Below are 15,962 nucleotides of genomic sequence, written 5' to 3' on the forward strand. Positions count from 1 at the left end.
AACCGCGAGCTCCCGCAAAAACCGACGGCCGCGGGAAGGGGTCCGCTTTCCTGAAAAATCCCGGTTTCGCGGCATGTTGCAGAAATTGCGCCCCGCAATATTTTGGGGCAATCGCCGGTTGAACGACGCAACTGTGAATTTTTAAAGTTGGGCGCGTTTTCTTGGAGGATGGACCGCGATTGAGGCAAGCTCCGGGCGAAATGCGGCAAGGTTGGGGCGCATATCGGGAGCTGTGGCCCGTTGAGATTCGGGATATCCGGCGGCTTGTTTGATTTCCTCATCAGAGGGATCCAGTCAGGCCAAGTCCTTGGGCTGAGAGACCTCTTCCGCGCCGCAGACGCGGCGCTGCTGGAGCTCTGTGACAAGCACAGAGATGACGGGCGGAGCAGAGGTTCGGCAGAGCCAGGCCATAGGCCGTTCCAAGGGCGCACGGTCCGACCTTAAATTATCGTGATTCAGCGATCCTTTGGCTTTGCGGAGACGGTCTTGGTGTCGCCTTCGCGAAGCGGCTTCGCCAGCTCGTCGATCTCGCTCTGGCGTTTCGCCGCCACCGAAGGGTCCTTCGATTTGAGCGAGGGCACGAAGATCGCCGCCAGAATACCGATCGGCCCAAGAAGGCAGCCGATCAGCAGCCACAGCAGACTATGACCGCCTCTGACCGCCGCAACGACGGCGGTAACAATGGCGCACAGGATCCAGAATTCTAAGATCATTGGCTCTCGTTTGCAGCCTTCAACAACTCGGCTTTCGGTTGACCCGGCCGACGCGCGCCGCGCAGGCATGCTCGGGCTGTGCGCGCCAGATTCCAGCACCGTTCGATTTGGCAGTTTGCTGCGCCGATGCATAGAGGCCTTTGTTGTCCGTGTCGCGATCGACTGCATTGCCGGACTCGATCAGCCAGCGGTTCACGTCCTTGCCATCGGCCCGGAAACACGTTCCGACGAAGCGGCCATAACGATCGCGGCCGGCAAATTCGCAGCGAGTCGGACGGGATGCCGACAAGAATGCATCCAGGGCCGAGGCCGATTCCTTGCCGCACCGATAATCTGCTCCTCTTTCATCGAGGCAGACCTGCCACTCTTCCGGCGCGTCCACACTGTTAAGTTGGACGCGTTCGCCCGCGATTTCAATAGTATCGCCGTCGATCACCGAGGCTTGACCGATGATCGGCTCTGCGGCCCCGGCGTCATGGGTCATGAGAAGCGCGGCCAGAACGGCGCCGATGGTCCGCGTGCTGGCAGAGCCCAGTCGTGCCGAGTGCGGCGCTCGCCTGCCGCCGGCAGCTACAGCGCTTTTGATGCGGGTCATTCCCCATCCCCGTTCAGCCGAAACACCCGAACAGGCTAACCCAGGTGGGCGCCATTCACATCCTTCAAAACTATGGGTGAATGCCACCGCGGCGTGCATATCGGCGTGACTGATCACGTGTATTCGCGCGACTGTTGCTCGTCAGGCGGAATGATTCGCGATGCCGCGGGGTCAAAAGACGAACATATAGAGCAGGATAATGACGATGAGGGGAACGCCCATCAACCAAAGGATAATGCCTTTCATCTCGAACATCCATGTTGTTGCCGTCGAACGGTAACGCGGCGTGCCGCAAACCGTTCCCGCGGCCGCGCCCTGGCGGCAACAAAAGGGCGGGTTGACCCGTCACTTTTTCTTCCGCAGTCGGGCTCGTCTGGCTACTCGGCGGCTCCCGCGGGAGCGGCTCTCGGCTTGCGTGCTCGCGCCATGTCCAGGAGCCTCCGCAACAGCGATCGCTCCGTCAGAAGGATCAGAACCGTGTAGATCACGCTGCCGATGGCCGTTCCGGCGATCAATTGCAAGACGGCGTTCGGCACATGTGCGCCGAAATACTCGAGCAGGAAACGGACGACGAGCGCCATCAGCAGCGCCGCGATCATCGGCCGGCTGGATATGAACAAACCCTTGAGGAAGGGCGTGCTGTCGGCACGGAACACCACCCAGGAGTATCCGACAAGCGTTACGGCATTGACGATGCACAGCCAGATCATCGCCTCGACCAGCGAGCCGTCGATGGCACCGTAGGCGACCGCGCCTGTTGTCGCAACCGCGCGAATCAGCGCCCACCAGAACAGGACGGCTCCCTGGCCGACCCCCTTGAGATAGGGGATGAACGTGCTGCAGGGGGTGAGAATGCCTTTCGATAGTGCGAGAAGTCCGAGGACCGGCCAGGCATAGGCCCACTGGCTCCCGAAAAGTACGAGCATCGCCGGCTCGGCAAGTGCCCAGAGGCCGAACATCATCGGCGCCAGCAGGACGGTGGTCACCTGAGTGCTGAGCATCAGCGCCTGTGAACGCCGCTCGCGATCATGCATCATCTGGCCGAAGGTTGGGAACAGCACCCCCATGACGGCGGAGAGGACGACCTGGTTCGGGATGCTCGCGAACCGGTTCGCCGCCGAATAGGCGCCTGCGTCGGACAGCCCGAGATAGCGGGATATCACCACCATCGGGGACTGGAAGGTGATGAAGTTCGCGATCTCGGAGCCCATCATGCCGAAACTGAAGCGGCTGAGCGCCAGAACGCGTTGCAGCGAGAATACGAAGCGCGGTGCGTAACGGGAAACGGCATAGAGGCCGGACAGGCGCACCAGCGCGGAGACGAAAAGCTGAGCGAGCAGCGACCATATGCCGAAACCGAGCAGCGCCAGAAGAACGGCAATAACGGCACCGAGTGATTCGGAGATCATGCTCCAGACGGCATCCTTGCGGAAATTCATCCTCCGGACAAGCAGCGAATAGGCAACGTCGCCGCCGAGCTGCAGCGGGATCAGCAGACTCATGATCCTTAGCAGGTAGGCAGCCTCCGGCGCGCCGAGCAGCGTGGCCAGGGGCTTGGCAAAAACGAACAGTCCGAGCGCCATCACGAGCGCGATGGCGAGGTTTGCCCAGAAAACCGAGTGCACGGTTTCCATCTCCTCATCCTGCTGGATGACGAGTGCGGAGGTGAGGCCGGCGCCGCCGATCATGGCGAGGAACTGCACCACGGTGAGCGCAACCGCGACGGCGCCGAATTCCTCGGGAGACAGAATGCGGGCCAGAATCGGCACCGTGACAAATTTAAGCCCGAATGTCCCTGTCTTGGAAAGAACGCTCCAGCCGACGTTGCGCGTTACGGTTTTTGCGTTAACGGTTGGGGTCATTGGCGAGGATTCCGTGAAAGTCCTTTGAAGGAGGAATGCAAAGGACAAACTCTAGATATACGGCCGCGACCCGGTGGGAGGAGACCACGCAGACTCTTTTTAGAGAAACCGCAGGGGCGAAAAGATGGCGAAGCTCACAGTTGTCATTCCGTACTACCAGAAGCAACCCGGAATTCTCCGGCGCGCTCTGGCATCCGTTTTTGCTCAGACGCTCGAGGATTTCCACGTTCTCGTGATCGACGACGAATCCCCCTATCCGATAGCGGACGAGCTTGCCGGGCTCGCTCAGGAAGAAAGAGAGCGCATCACCGTCATCCGCCAACCTAACGGCGGGCCGGGTGGTGCGCGCAATACCGGTCTCGATAATGTTCCTGCCGACAGCGACTTCGTCGCTTTCCTCGATTCCGACGACGTCTGGACGCCGGATCATCTCCTGAACGCCTACCAAAGCATGACGCGTTTCGACGCCGATTGCTATTGGGCCTCGATCACGGGCGGCGACGCCTTCTACTATCATTTCGGGGTCGCGGATCTCGAAAAGAGCGAGACGGTCACGCGCCTCTCGGAAAGCCCGCTCGTCGTCGAGCTCCCCGAACTTCAGGACGTCATGCTGAAGAACTGGAGCTTTCTCCACATGTCCTGCATGGTGATCGGGCGCAAGCTCTTCGAAAAGGTACGTTTCGAGGCCACGCTCAAGCTTGCGGCCGAGGATGTGCTCTTCTTCTGCGACTGCGTGCTCGCATCCAAGCGCGTGGTGCTTTGCGATGCAGCGGGCGCGGTGCGTGGCGAAGGGCTCAACATCTTTCATTCGATCGATAACGACTCGCCTCAGTTCCTGAAGCAGCAGTTCAATACCTGGGTTGCACTCGACACGCTCGAAGGCCGATATCGTAACCGGCCGAAGGCGATGGAGGCGATCCGATCCTACAAGCATACCGCGCGGCGGCAGGCGCTATGGAGCCAGGCACGCCGGATAAAGCGCAGGAAACTGCCGCAGTTCGATCTTCTTGCCCGCTGGCTCTGGCGAGACCCGCGATTGATCGGCAGCGCCGCCGAGTTGGCGGTTGGAAAACTATCCCGCTAACCTCCCTCGGCCCGATCGGACACGCGCTGCTTGCGCTGACAACACCCGAAATCAAGCGACGACAATCGCCGCGGCGCATGTCAGGTCGCCTCACAATGCAAACGGAGACGGTCATGAAGCCGTATTATTGGGAATCCCAGCACGGAAATTTCGGTGACGACCTCAACCTGTGGCTTTGGGATTTCCTGCTGCCCGGTTTTCGCGAGGTCCACCCCGAGACGCTGCTCGTGGGGGTCGGAACGGTCTTGAACCGCGCTCTGCTGCCCGAGGCTACGCATAAGCTCGTCATTGGCAGCGGTTTCGGCTACGGCACGCTTCCCGACATGAGCGACCCTAAGGAGTGGGATATCCGCTCGGTCCGCGGCCCGCTGACGGCTGCGAAGGTCGGCGTGGCTCCCGAGCTCGGTATCATCGATCCTGCGGTGATGGTCGCCGACCTTCCGGAGTTTCAAGACCTTCGAAAGATATATAAGCGGAGCTTCGTACCCCACTGGGAATCGGCGATCGCCGGATTGTGGCCCGCGATCTGCGACGCGGTCGGGCTCAACTATATCGACCCGCGTGGCGAGGCCAAGGACGTCATCCGAAAGATCGGCCAGTCGGAGCTTATCGTCGCCGAATCCATGCACGGCGCCATCTTAGCCGACGCGTTCCGCGTTCCCTGGACCGCGGTCAGCACGTCGCACAGTATCAACAGCTTCAAGTGGAACGACTGGGCCCAGACCCTCGGCGTCACCTACCGCCCCCGGCGGGTGCCGGTGTCGACGCGGGCGGAGGCCATGATCAAGGGTGCCCGTTTCTGGGGCATGGATTTCCAGGCGAAGGAACCGCAGCCGGAGGACCCGAACCGCCGGCAGATCGACGGAGACCTGGCGGTCGCCGAGCGTGAACCACGCCAGACTTCATTGCGCGCTGCCGCCAAGCGAGCGCTCGCCGCGCCGGCGACGCTGGCGCTGTGGCAGGCAAGCCGGGCGGCGCCGCAATTGAGCAAGGACAGTGCGCTGGCAGAGCGCAAGGAGCGTTTCCGCACGGTGCTCGACGGCATACGCCGGGACTATTTTTGAGGCTGATCCACGGCAAGAGTCTCGAGCAGATAGCGCACGTCGCCCTTTCCACCGAGAGCGAGGGGCGCCGGCGAACCGGACGGACGAAAACGTTCGGTCTTGTCCGCAAGGATCCCGCCGATGATCGCCGGCAGTGCCGCCGGGTGGGTCAGGGCGTATCCGATTGCACGCCCGAAGCCCTGCTGGTTCTTGAGATCGAGAAAATGCCGTAGTTCGTAGCGGTCGCGAATGTGGCGCTCGTGCCGGCGGACCGCCGCTTCGGCGTCGCTGCTCAGTCGGCTCCCTGCGAGAATTGCACGATCTGCCTCATAGAGACGCTTGAGGTCGATCGTCCGGTGACTGCCGCTCAGCGAGTTGCCGCGGACGACGGCGGCATAGCCGCAACTGCGGATGATCTTGTAGCGTGCGCCATTGGCGAGCGCGCGAGCGTATAGATCGTAATCTTCGCCGAGGCGCAGCGTCTCGTTGTAGCGCAGCCCATGCTGGTCGAGGAAGGTGCGCCGCATCAGCGGCTTCAGAAAGCCTATTTCGCCGCGCCGCACGCCGCGCCGCGAGATGTTTCCTTCGACGAAGCCGACGAGATCGATGAGCCGGGGGCTAGGGGCGAATCGGTCGATCCTGCCATGCGCGGTTGCCGCCTGCGCGGCATCGATGAAGGCGATGTTGTCGGCGATGAAGTCCCAGCCGTCCTGCGAAAGCAATTGGCCCAGGCGTCCCGGAAAGAAGAAATCATCCGCGTCGAGCACGCCGATAAGCGGAGAATGCGAGATCGCAATCGCATGATTGCGTGCGGCCGCGGGGCCGCGGTTTTCTTCGAAGCGAACGACTTTCAGCCGCCCCGTTCCGTCATCCGCAGCGCGTGCGACCGAAGCGCTGTCATCGGTCGAGCCGTCATCGATGACGACGACTTCTGCCGTCTCCGGTTCGGCAAGCGCCGAAGCGACCGCGCGCGCTATGGTGTCGGCGGCATTCTTCGCGGCAATGATGATGCAGACGTCCGTCGGCGCGGCTGCGGTCATGTGAGGCCTCCAGCGAGTTATCGGCTGTCGCGCCTCAAGGGCGCGAAGTTGCCGGAACCATGCCGTGCGATCATGTCGCAAACGCGTCAGGCGAAAATTTTTTTTTGCAAGTGCGAAGGAGAGCGGCGCAAGCCGCTCAGGAATTGAGATGATGAGGCCGGTTCAGTCTTCGCAGCGAGACCTTCCCCGGCTGCTTCTCATCGTTGGCGGCCTCGGCCGTCACGAACTGCTTCTGTGAAGAAAGCCTGCGGCGCTCGCGCGCCTCTTTCCATACGAGGAACAGGACGGCGATGAAGTAGCCGACCTGAATGAGGACCGCGCAGATCAGGGTCTGGATCGCCGTCGAGGCGAGCGATCCATTGAGGTAATAAGTTGCAACGGCAAAAGCCGCCAAAGCGCCGATCATGCTCAGAAAAACACGCGGTGCGAACATGGCGCTAACCTACCTTCGGGTCTGCGACTGGGAACCTCATAAGAGTTGGTGCCCTCTCCTCCTGCTTAGCCACTATATTAGCGCCCGCTTTTCTCTTCAACCAGGAAACGCTACTTTGTTGCAGCGGAGCATAAGTCGGAAATCTTTCCGCCGTCTTTAAGCATTCGACTCAATTCGCACAATTCAAACGGGTGTGATCGCGGATAAGTTCCCCATTTCCGGGGCAGTTTACCGCCTAGAATGGGTGCACAGGGAACACGGCTGCAGTGCCCCTAAAATTGCCCGGGCTTTCGGAAAGCTGCCTCGGGTTCTGCCTCTAGGGGCGTGTGCCGGCCCTTTTTCCCAATCAACTTTTGTTACACGTGTTTGAGCCGGTAGCCCGAGCAACTGTGCGCCGCAACAAAATGTTGCAATGCAAAAACCGCCGCGGAAAGTTGCCGCGCGTCAATTTCGTGCGCCAGCGGGTCCGCTGCCCGCCAGTGCAGAATGATGCGTCTATTAACAATACTTTATAATCCGAAATAACTAGTCCCCGACGATGTTTCCGGTTTGCGATGCCGCGGGGAACTATCCTAGCCCTGATTTGCGCTCTCCGAAATTAACTCTTCGTAATATTTCGCGACTTTCGCCGGCTCCAACCGTCTGCGGGAAGGGCAACGGAGGGCTGCCATCATTCCGCCTTCAAAAAACAAATTCTGACCATACACTCACGTTAGATGAGCCCGCGTCCCACGGGACCGACAATCGCCAACGTAAATGGAGTCACCTCTATGAAGTCCGCGACTCGCTCGGCCAGTTCGCCGTTTTTTATCCCCGAGGAAACCGGGGCAGTCCGACCGATCGGGGGTATGGCAAAACGCAGTTTCGACATTCTTGCCGCCTCCGTGGCCCTCCTTCTCTTCAGCCCGCTCTTTTTGCTCATCATGGCCCTCGTCAAGTTCTCGGACGGCGGCAGTGTCTTTTATGGGCATCGCCGAATCGGTCACAACGGCCAATCCTTCAAGTGCCTGAAATTCCGTACGATGATGGAAAAGGGCGACCAGGTCCTCGAAGAGTTTTTCAGGATCAATCCGGACGCCTATGAAGAATGGCGTACGACCCGCAAGCTTCAGAACGATCCGCGCGTGACCGTTGTCGGGGCAGTCCTGCGTAAGCTCAGCCTCGACGAGTTGCCGCAGCTCCTCAACATCATTCGCGGTGAAATGAGCGTCGTCGGCCCCCGTCCGGTGGTCGAAGACGAACTCGAACTCTATGATTCGGCAGCCGTCTTCTATCTGCGGTCGCGTCCCGGACTGACGGGGCTCTGGCAGATCAGCGGCCGCAACGACGTCTCCTACGCCACGCGCGTCGCTTTCGACACGCAATATGTCCAGAACTGGTCGCTTTTCGCCGACCTTGTCATTGTCTTCAAGACGATCCCTGCCGTCTGCCTCTCCCGCGGCAGCTACTGAAATCTCGGCGCCGGCCCGGCCCGGGCAACGTCGAGCAACGGAAATATCCAAAAATGCAATCGAATAGACGCTCAGGGAAATCCGCTCGTTCCCGCATGGCTTCCTGTTTTACCCGCCTGGCGCTCCTTGCTGCACTCGCAGCCTCAGGGGCGTCGCTGGCGCGGGCCGATGAGTACCGGCTCGGCGTTATGGACAAGCTCCGGGTTCGCGTGGCCGAGTGGCAAACCGCCGAGGGGGCGGTCCGCGACTGGTCGGCCGTCAGCGGCGACTATACGGTGGGTCCGTCCGGCAATCTTTCCCTGCCCTTCGTCGGCGATTTGCCTGCCTCCGGCAAGACGACGTCGGAGGTCGCCGAAGAGATCGGCGTCAAGATGCAGAAGCTTTTCGGCCTCAGGGATCGCCCCTCCGCGTCGGTGGAGATGGCGCAATATCGTCCGGTCTATCTCTCCGGCGAGGTGCAGACGCCCGGAGAATACCCCTATGCTCCCAATTTGACGGTATTGAAGGCCGTCAGTCTCGGGGGAGGGCTGCGGCGGGCGGATAACGGCCAGCGATTCGCGCGCGACTACATCAATGCCAGCGGGGAATCCGCGGTGCAGGTTGCGGAACGCAGCCGCCTGCTCATTCGCCGCGCGCGACTGCTGGCCGAAATCGGCAAGCGCGACACAATCCCCATGCCCGAGGAGCTCAAGAACGTTCCGGACGCCGACAAGCTGCTCGCCAGCGAGACCGCGCTTATGGTATCGCGTGACAAGCGCCAGAAGCGTCAGCTCGATGCGCTCGCCGATCTGAGATCCCTTCTTCAAAGCGAGATAGAAGCGCTCGCAAAGAAAGCCGAAACGCAGGCCCGCCAGCTCGAGCTTGCCACCGAGGATCGCGACAAGGTCGACAGCCTTGCCGAAAAAGGGCTGGCGCTCAGCCAGCGCAAACTGTCCCTCGAGCAGCGGGTCGCGGACGTTCAGGCGTCGCTGCTGGACATCGACACCGCATCCCTCAAGGCAAAGCAGGATGCGAGCAAGGCGGCGCAGGACGAAACGAACCTCCGCAACGACTGGGATGCTCAGCTTGCTCAGGAACTGCAGAACACCGAAGCCGAGCTGGACACGCTGACGTTGAAGCTCGGCACCAGTCGGGATCTCATGACCGAGGCGCTGCTGCAGTCGGCGGATGCGGCCCAGCTCGAAGAGCAGGCGGCCGAGATCACCTATTCGATCATTCGCGACAAGGACGGCAAGCCGACCGAGATCGCCGCCGACGAGAACACACCCGTGCTGCCCGGCGATGTCATCAAGGTGAATACTGCACTGGCAATGCGGTGAGGCAGGCATGAGGATATCCAAGGCGAGCCTTGTCAGACCTGGAGCGAATGAAGTCTACGGCATCTTCGCCCTGGCCTTGTCGCTCTTCGTCTTCGCCTATTCGGCGCGCTTCGGACAGGTTTCTATCCTCGCCTATTATGGCCTGTGGCTGCCGCTCGTCCTCGTGGACTACCGCAAGGTTCTCGGCAACTACGCCAGCTATCTCTGGATATTCGCCTTCACCATCTTCGCCTGCATTACGATCTTCTGGTCGGCGGCCCCGTCCTTGTCGCTGCGCACCGGAATACAATATCTGAGCCATGTCGTCTGCGCGCTCATCGCAATGCGCACGATCGACATCCGCACGCTGACGCGCGGCATGATTGCGGGCGCGGCAATCGTGCTCCTCTATTCGCTGCTCTTCGGAACCTATCATTACGATCCGCTGGACGGTACCTACAGCTTCGTTGGAGCCTTCGCGTCGAAGAACCAGTTGGGCTTCTACGCCTCGCTCGGCATCTATTTCGCCTTCGCGGCCGTGTTTGTGCTCGGGGAAAAGGGGCTGTGGATGGGCGCGGCAGGGGTTGCCGGATTGCTTGCCGCCTATTGCCTGCTGACGTCGCAATCGGCGACCTCCGTGTTGACGACCGCGGCCGTCATCGGCCTCTGCCTCGGGATGCGGGCGATCACCGCCTTGCGTCCCGCGAGCAGGAAGCTCCTCTTCATTGCCGCATCGGTGTTCGGCGGCGTTGCCGCCGTCGCGATGATCTATGCCGGCGGCGTCGATCTGATCCTCGGCGCCTTCGGCAAGGATTCGACGCTCACCGGGCGCACCTATCTCTGGCAGCAGGGCATCGAGGCGGCGAAGGCGTCGCCACTCTTCGGCGTCGGCTATCAGGCCTATTGGGTGCAGGGTTTCTCCGAGGCCGAGCGGCTATGGGAGGAGTTCTATATCGGTTCGCGCGCCGGGTTCCATTTCCACAACACCTTCATCGAAGCGGTCGTCGAGACGGGCTTGATCGGCCTAATGCTGTTGACCATGGTGCTGGTCATAGCATTCTTCGGACAGTTGAAGCGCCTGCTTTCGGAGGATCGCGATCCGGAGTCGATGGTACTCTTCGGTGTCGGCGCGCTGCTCTTCGTGCGTGCCTTCGTCGAGATCGATATTCTCACTCCCTATCACGTCGGATCCTTCCTCCTGTACTTCACGGCCGGCAAACTGACGATCCCGCGTCGCCGGCGGGCAGCGACGTTGCTCTGGCCGGCAGGATTCCATCAGGCCTCCTACGGGCGGTCTTTCGGCCCGATGGTGCCGCGGCCGGGAGACAGCCGTTGAAGACGATCTACGGCATTCAATATCTTCGCGCGGCGGCGGCAATCGCCGTCGTGCTTTTTCATGCGGCGGAAAAGACCGGCCATCATTTCACGATCGGAGCCGCCGGCGTCGATGTGTTCTTCGTCATCAGCGGCTTCATCATGTGGGTCATCAGCGACCGCCGGTCCGTGACACCCGTGGAATTCATCGCCGATCGTGCCCGTCGCATCGTGCCGGTCTATTGGCTCGCCACCGCCGTGATGGTCGTGGGGGCACTGGCGGGTCTGTTCCCCAATCTGGTGCTGACACTGGAACATGTGCTGGCATCGCTGTTCTTCGTGCCCGCGCGCTCGCCGAGCAGCGGAGAGATTTGGCCTGTGCTCGTGCAGGGCTGGACGCTCAATTTCGAGATGCTCTTCTACGCGGTCTTCGCCGGCTCGCTGTTCATGCCGCGCAACTGGCGGCTGCCAGTCGTCACAGGGCTGTTCCTTGCGTTGGTGATCGCGGGCCACGTGGTCGCCTTCGACAATGCAGTGATGCTGACCTATACGCGACCGGTCATTCTGGAATTCGTCGCCGGCATGATCATCGGCGAGTTCTGGCTGAAGGGCAGGGTACCGCCGCTCGCCGCCGGTTCCGCGCTGTTCGCCTGCTCGCTCGGCGGCTTCGCTCTCATCGGTGTGCTCGGTCTCCCATTCGACGAACTGACGACCGGGCCGCTGGCGGTGCTGCTCGTCATCGGCGTGCTCTCTCTGGAGGCGAACGGCTGCGTGCGGGCGCTGTCGCTGCCGGGGCTACTCGGCGACGCCTCCTATTCGATCTATCTCTGGCACACTTTTGCGATTTCGGTCGTGGCCAAGTTGGGCCTTGCGATCGGTCTCGGCGCGCCTGCAACGATGTTTGCGGCGGTCCTTTTGGGAACGCTCATAGGCATCGCGGCTTACATGATGCTCGAGCGCCCGCTGCTGCGGCGCGGCCGCGCCCGGCCGGTCACGGCAGACCTGGCAGGCCGAGCGGCCGAATAGAGCGCCTCCAGGAAAAGTCTGAACGGTTTGGAAAGAAGACCGGGCTGCCCATCGTTCCGACAGCCATGGTCGCTGGTCGGGAAAGTCAGCCGCCCTGATTTCTGCGCGAGTGCCAGTTCCAGGCCGATTCGGTAATCGCTGCGAGATCGTATTGCGGCTCCCAGCCGAGAACCTGACGCGCCCTGTCATTGTTGGCGACAAGTGTGGTCGAATCGCCTTGGCGCCGCTCGGCGTAACCGATGTTGAACGGTCGCTTGGCCACTTTTTCGATCGCGTCCAGCAGCTCCTTCACCGTGGTACCGGTGCCGGTCCCGAGATTGAGCGCGACGCTCTCGCCGCCCTCCAAAAGATAGTCGACCGCGCGCACATGGGCATCCGCCAGATCGAGGACGTGGATATAGTCCCGCACGCACGTTCCGTCGCGCGTGTCGTAGTCGGTCCCGAAGACCTTGAAACCCTCGCGCCGCCCAAGTGCAGCATCGATCGCGAGTGGGATCGCATGGGTTTCCGGCTCATGCCACTCGCCGATGCGGCCCTCGAAGTCGGCACCCGCGGCATTGAAGTAGCGCAGGATGACCGAGCGCAGGCCCCTGTAGAGACCGTAGTCCTTCAGTGCCTGCTCGCAGATCCACTTGGTGCGGCCATAGGGATTGATCGGCGCCTGCTTATGGCTCTCGTCCATCGGTACGCTGTCGGGCAGTCCGTAGGTCGCGCACGTCGATGAAAAGACGAAGGCGTCGATGCCCGCGGCAAGCGCCGCAGACAAGAGGGTCAGCGTGCCGATGACGTTGTTGTCATAGAAGGCGGCCGGGTCCTTGACCGACTCGCCGACCTCGATCATGGCCGCGAAGTGCAGGATCGCCCGCGGCTTGTGCCGCGCAAGAACCTCGTCAAGACGCTGCCTGTCACGGATGTCGCCCTTTTCGAGAACGCCCCATTTGACGAATTCCTCGTGGCCGTTGGAGAGGTTGTCGTAAACGACGGGTTGGTAACCCTTTGCCGCAAGCTGAAGGCAGGTATGCGAGCCGATATAGCCGGCGCCGCCGACCACGAGAATGTTGTTGTTCTGCACGGGCAACCTCTGAGGATGATTTCTGAAATTCGACAGGGCAGGCTTTGCAATGAATAGCGGCGAAATTTCCAACACATTATGAAAGTTCTGCAAAATCGCGGCATTTTCAACAGCTTCGCGGCGGGAAACGCGGAATGAACCGACGATCAATCCTGGATGCCACATGCCATCCGCGCATGAAGCGGCGTGATCCGGCAAACTGTTGCAAACTTGCAGCACGCCGGCTCTTCCTGCAGGAAGATACAATATTGGCGCTTGGCGTGCGGGGCCTCCTCAACTATAAGCGGTCCTCCGGCAATCAGATCAGGGAGGTTACGATGCAGGCATTTTCTTCTCCCTACGGGGCGGATCCACGATCCTGACCCTGTGACGCAGGCGTTCGCGCTTCTTCGCAGCAGGCAGGAATTGTCATCGCCCTACCGCTTCTTCTTAGAAGCCGGCGATCCGCTGATGCCGTTCTGACCCTTTCCCCAACGGCATTTTCATGCTTTCCAAATATTGAGGCCGGTGCGCTCGTCACCGGGCAACACCTATGGCATTTACTCGTTTCACGGCGCGCAATCGCGCCTTCCGCAGCGTTTTTCGATTCTCCTGGGCCCATTGGCAGAAGCAGCCGGTGCGGCTTGCGGCTCTTCTGTTCGCTGTGCTGCTTTCGACGCTTGCCGATGTGCTTACGCCACTCTACTCCGGCCGGCTGGTCGACGCGGTGATTTCAGGTGCGGCGAGCGACGAGGTCGCCTGGAATGCCGCGATGGCGGCCTTCATGATGTTGATGGCCCTGTCGTTCGGTGCCATCATCCTCAGGCATGTGACCTTCATGGGCATCGTCAGCCTCACGCTGAAGATGATATCGGACATCGCCGCGGATGCATTTCATCACATCCAGCGGTTCTCCAGTGACTGGCATGCCAACAGCTTTGCCGGTTCGACGGTCCGCAAGGTGACGCGCGGAATGTGGGCGCTCGATCTCTTGAACGATACGCTCCTCGTCGCGCTTTTCCCTTCTATCGTGATGCTGGTGGGTTCCACGGCGCTGATGGCCTGGTACTGGCCGATGATGGGGGTTATCGTCGGTCTCGGCTCGATCGCCTTCATCGCAGTTACCGTTTCCCTGTCGCTCGGCTATGTGGCGCCGATGGCGAGCCTTGCCAACAGCTGGGACACGCGGCTCGGCGGCGCGCTCGCCGATGCGGTCAGCTGCAACACGGTCGTCAAGGCTTTCGGTGCGGAAGGCCGCGAAGACGCGCGCCTCGCCAGGGTTCTCCGCAAATGGGAGAACCGGACGCGTCGCACCTGGTCGCGCGGCACGCTCAACGGTACGGCGCAGGGCGCAATGCTGCTCGTCCTGCGCGCGGCCGTGATCGGCTTTGCTCTCCTGCTGTGGGCGAGAGGGCAGGCGACCGCAGGCGACATAACCTTCGTGCTCACCTCGTTCTTCATCCTGCAGGGCTATCTGCGGGAGGTGGGCATGCATATCCGCAACCTGCAGCGCTCGATCAACGACATGGAGGAGCTCGTCGCCATTCACGGCCAGCCGCTCGGCGTCGAGGACCGGCCGGGGGCAAAGCCCATCCGCATCACCGAGGGCGAGATCGAGTTCCGCGATGTGACTTTCCACTATGGAGCCCATCGCGCGCCTCTCTACGAGGGATTCTCGGTCAACATCGCGGCCGGCGAGCGTGTCGGTCTCGTCGGGCATTCCGGTTCCGGCAAGACGACGTTTATCAAGCTGATCCAGCGTCTCCATGATTTGAATGCCGGCGAGATCCGCATCGACGGGCAGAATATCGCCGACTTCACCCAGGCGTCGCTGCGCCAGCAGATCGCCATCGTGCAGCAGGAGCCGGTCCTGTTTCACCGCTCGCTTGCCGAGAATATCGCCTATGCACGGCCGGGAGCGACGCAACGCGACGTCGAGGAGGCGGCAAGGCTTGCGAGCGCGCATGACTTCATCGCCGCCTTGCCGAAGGGCTATGGGACGCTGGTCGGCGAACGTGGCGTGAAGCTCTCCGGCGGCGAGCGCCAGCGGGTGGCGATTGCCCGCGCCTTTCTGGCGGATGCACCCATCCTCATCCTGGACGAGGCGACGTCGAGCCTCGATTCGGAGTCCGAGGTGCTGATCCAGCAGGCGATGGAGCGGCTGATGACGGGGCGCACCACGCTTGTGGTCGCACACCGGCTTTCGACCGTGCGTGCGCTGGACCGCCTGCTGGTCTTCGATCGCGGCCGCATTGCGGAAGAAGGCGACCACGGGGCGCTCATCCGCGTCAAGGGCGGCATCTATCGCAGTCTCTTCGAAAGACAGGCGCTGGAACTGACGAAGGGCCTCATCCTCAGCGAGGGATGAGGTCGCGAGCCCGGCCAAGGGCCGGTCGACCGCTGCGAGCAAAGATGCAGCGATCGACCGGCCGGTTCACAGGGTTTGGCCGATACGCCGCAGCAATTTCAATAGGTTAAAGGTCTTGCGCCAGCGACGACGTGCCAAATGCCAGGCCAAAAATGATCGCGCGCAAGTTTCGCTCGGCGGTCCGCCGGGGCACTTGCCTAGTAAGGTTCCTCTCTGTGGGCTTCAGGATGCAGTTACTCTTGCTGCGGCAAGGGAAGCAACGTTTTCGTCCTGCTCTTGATCGGCTTCTCGCCCGGAACATGGGACATGGTCTTCGTCTGGCTCTGCAGCCCGTCGTCCGTAACCCTGGTCTTCGTCTGTGACTTGCTGAACGTTCCTTTATCCATGGCCTGAGCCTTTGATCGCCCCTGCAATTGCGAGGGATTCTCGTTTATCTTCGTCTGGCTCTTTGCCTTTCCTTCCGAGGTTGCTGCGCTTCCGCCCACGCCAATCGACGACGTCGTTCCGTCATCGGTTCTGCACGTGCCCGCCGTTCCGATCGTGCTGGCCGAGGTGCCACCGGCCGTAGCACTTCCGCCAGATCCGACAGTCCCGGCCGCATCGCAGTCCTGAGCGTGCACTGGTACGAAGGCAGCCGTTGCCGACACGACGACGAAAGATGCAAGTATCGTTCTTCGAAGCATG

At 61.4% G+C, this 15,962-nt stretch carries 14 protein-coding genes; 7 read left to right on the top strand and 7 right to left on the bottom strand.

Annotated elements, in window-relative coordinates; all coding sequences use genetic code 11:
- Positions 1-455 precede the first annotated feature (455 nt).
- The 3 genes from M1D34_RS19745 to exoT form a co-directional block, all read right to left on the bottom strand.
- A complete protein-coding gene (locus M1D34_RS19745) occupies positions 456-713 on the bottom strand; it encodes a hypothetical protein (RefSeq protein WP_010975914.1) in 258 nt (85 codons plus the stop codon).
- A 19-nt stretch (positions 714-732) separates the two neighbouring features.
- Positions 733-1,308 (bottom strand): succinoglycan biosynthesis protein ExoI, encoded by a 576-nt coding sequence (exoI, locus tag M1D34_RS19750; RefSeq protein WP_010975913.1) that lies wholly within the window; start codon positions 1,306-1,308, stop codon positions 733-735.
- Positions 1,309-1,685: 377 nt separating this feature from the next.
- On the bottom strand, positions 1,686-3,170 hold the full coding sequence (exoT, locus tag M1D34_RS19755) for a succinoglycan biosynthesis transport protein ExoT (protein ID WP_498783831.1): 1,485 nt from the start codon (positions 3,168-3,170) through the stop codon (positions 1,686-1,688).
- 124 nt (positions 3,171-3,294) lie between these two features.
- On the opposite strand from exoT, the gene exoW reads away from it, so the two are divergent.
- Both exoW and exoV read left to right on the top strand, forming a co-directional pair.
- Complete coding sequence (exoW, locus tag M1D34_RS19760; RefSeq protein ID WP_498783833.1) at positions 3,295-4,254, top strand: succinoglycan biosynthesis glycosyltransferase ExoW; 960 nt, start codon at positions 3,295-3,297, stop codon at positions 4,252-4,254.
- Positions 4,255-4,367: 113 nt separating this feature from the next.
- On the top strand, positions 4,368-5,318 hold the full coding sequence (gene exoV, locus M1D34_RS19765; RefSeq protein ID WP_028004064.1) for a succinoglycan biosynthesis protein ExoV: 951 nt from the start codon (positions 4,368-4,370) through the stop codon (positions 5,316-5,318).
- Here exoV and exoU read toward each other — a convergent pair.
- On the bottom strand, positions 5,309-6,337 hold the full coding sequence (gene exoU, locus M1D34_RS19770; RefSeq protein WP_498783835.1) for a succinoglycan biosynthesis glycosyltransferase ExoU: 1,029 nt from the start codon (positions 6,335-6,337) through the stop codon (positions 5,309-5,311). The two genes, exoV and exoU, sit on opposite strands and share 10 nt — an antisense overlap.
- Before the next feature lie 136 nt (positions 6,338-6,473).
- Entirely contained in the window at positions 6,474-6,770 is a 297-nt protein-coding gene (exoX, locus tag M1D34_RS19775) for an exopolysaccharide production repressor ExoX (protein WP_014527105.1), read from the bottom strand.
- A 770-nt stretch (positions 6,771-7,540) separates the two neighbouring features.
- Between exoX and exoY the strand changes: the two genes are divergently transcribed.
- From exoY to exoZ, 4 genes are read left to right on the top strand one after another with little or no spacing between them, the layout of a single operon-like run.
- Positions 7,541-8,221: an exopolysaccharide production protein ExoY gene (exoY, locus tag M1D34_RS19780; protein WP_027991769.1), complete on the top strand. Its 681-nt coding sequence runs from the start codon at positions 7,541-7,543 to the stop codon at positions 8,219-8,221.
- Between the two features lie 53 nt (positions 8,222-8,274).
- Entirely contained in the window at positions 8,275-9,540 is a 1,266-nt protein-coding gene (gene exoF / locus M1D34_RS19785; RefSeq protein ID WP_033050558.1) for an exopolysaccharide production protein ExoF, read from the top strand.
- 7 nt (positions 9,541-9,547) lie between these two features.
- On the top strand, positions 9,548-10,855 hold the full coding sequence (locus tag M1D34_RS19790) for an O-antigen ligase family protein (RefSeq protein ID WP_498783838.1): 1,308 nt from the start codon (positions 9,548-9,550) through the stop codon (positions 10,853-10,855).
- Positions 10,852-11,859 carry an exopolysaccharide production protein ExoZ gene (exoZ, locus tag M1D34_RS19795; protein WP_498783839.1) on the top strand — a complete coding sequence of 336 codons (1,008 nt, stop codon included), beginning with the start codon at positions 10,852-10,854 and terminating at the stop codon, positions 11,857-11,859. The genes M1D34_RS19790 and exoZ overlap by 4 nt, the downstream gene beginning before the upstream one ends.
- An 85-nt stretch (positions 11,860-11,944) precedes the next feature.
- On the opposite strand, the gene galE is transcribed toward exoZ, so the two are convergent.
- The gene (gene galE / locus M1D34_RS19800; RefSeq protein WP_498783841.1) at positions 11,945-12,931 is read right to left on the bottom strand and encodes a UDP-glucose 4-epimerase GalE; all 987 of its coding nucleotides are present in this window, start codon (positions 12,929-12,931) and stop codon (positions 11,945-11,947) included.
- Between the two features lie 532 nt (positions 12,932-13,463).
- Here galE and M1D34_RS19805 point away from each other — a divergent pair.
- Positions 13,464-15,278, top strand: coding sequence for an ABC transporter ATP-binding protein (locus M1D34_RS19805; RefSeq protein ID WP_498783845.1), 1,815 nt, complete (start codon positions 13,464-13,466; stop codon positions 15,276-15,278).
- 233 nt (positions 15,279-15,511) lie between these two features.
- Here the strand turns inward: M1D34_RS19805 and M1D34_RS19810 are convergent, their stop codons facing one another.
- Positions 15,512-15,961 carry a hypothetical protein gene (locus M1D34_RS19810; protein ID WP_498783847.1) on the bottom strand — a complete coding sequence of 150 codons (450 nt, stop codon included), beginning with the start codon at positions 15,959-15,961 and terminating at the stop codon, positions 15,512-15,514.
- Position 15,962 lies beyond the last annotated feature (1 nt).

The organism is Ensifer sp. D2-11 (genome assembly GCF_054161295.1).